This window comes from Type-D symbiont of Plautia stali (assembly GCF_001485335.1).
In the GTDB taxonomy this organism is placed as follows: domain Bacteria; phylum Pseudomonadota; class Gammaproteobacteria; order Enterobacterales; family Enterobacteriaceae; genus Pantoea; species Pantoea vagans_C.
The window spans coordinates 1-1,314 of record NZ_BBOC01000187.1; the positions used below are offsets into that span (position 1 = coordinate 1).

The following is a 1,314-nucleotide window of genomic DNA, read 5'->3' on the forward strand; positions in this document are numbered from 1 at the left end:
CCCTGTAAATAATTCTGTGTAACTGCCCACGATTAAAGGTGGCCGCTCAGGCGGTCACCGTATTCGATAATAAAGCGACTCATCGCCAACCGCCAGTTGATGATCGGCATCGTCCATTTCGTTGCTGCCGCTTCCGTTGCAAGCCAGATTACCTTACGTACTGATTCATCCGTCGGGAACACCTTCCGTTTTTTGATCGCCTGCCTGATGACGCTGTTCAGAGATTCGATCGCGTTCGTCGTGTAAATCGCACGGCGAATCTCTTCCGGATAGGCGAATAACGTGCTCAGATTCACCCAGTTAGCTCGCCAGCTTTTACTGATTTGCGGATAACGTTCATCCCAGGATTTGCCGAACGCATCCAGCGCGGCGAGGCCGCCTTCTTCCGTTGGCGCGCGATAAATTGCCTTCAGGTCTCGTGTGACGGCTTTGTAGTCTTTCCACGTGACGTACTTCAGGCTGTTGCGGATCATATGCACCACACACAGCTGCACGCGCGTCTGGGGATACACGCTGTTTATCGCGTCCGGGAAGCCTTTCAGGCCATCAACACAGGCGATGAGAATGTCTTCCAGACCCCGATTTTTCAGCTCTGTCAGCACGCTCAGCCAGAACTTCGCGCCTTCATTCTCCGCTATCCACATGCCCAGCAGTTCTTTGTGGCCTTCGGTATTAATACCGAGCGCCAGGAACACGGACTTATTGATTACGCTACCGTCCTGACGGACTTTAACGACGATACAGTCAAGATAAACAATGGGATATAACGAGTCGAGCGCCCGATTCTGCCATTCAGTGACCTGCTCCTGAACGGTATCAGTGACTTTTGATATCAGCGAGGGCGACACATCTGCATCGTACATCTCTTTGAAGGTGGCGACGATTTCGCGCGTGGTCATCCCCTTCGCATAGAGCGAGAGAATTTGCCGATCCATCTGCGTAATGCGCGTCTGATTCTTGCGAATAAGCTGCGGCTCGAAGGAGCCTTCACGATCACGCGGGGTTTTAAGCTCAACTTCGCCGTCATCGCTGAGCAACGTTTTGGTGGAGTAACCGTTACGTGCGTTGCTGCCTTTTTTCGGCTGATTTTTCTCGTGCCCCAGATGCTCGGTGAGTTCTGCGCCAAGCGCGGCTTCGACGGTGAGCTTAGTTAGCATGCGAGAAAACTGATTGAGGTCAGCTTCAGTTTTGAGGCCCTTTGCCAGTTCGGCTGCAAGGGCTTTAAGCTTTTGTTCGTCCATTATAATTACCTGTCTCCGTGATGTCGGGAACATATCAAAAACAGGCAATTACACAATTTAAAATACAGGCTCC

The 1,314-nt window shown here is 51.7% G+C and carries 1 protein-coding gene; it reads right to left on the reverse strand.

Going from position 1 to position 1,314, the window contains the following annotated elements; genetic code table 11:
- Positions 1-32: 32 nt before the first annotated feature.
- Positions 33-1,241, reverse strand: coding sequence for an IS256 family transposase (locus tag PSSD_RS25890; protein WP_058974228.1), 1,209 nt, complete (start codon positions 1,239-1,241; stop codon positions 33-35).
- Between the last annotated feature and the right edge of the window lie 73 nt (positions 1,242-1,314).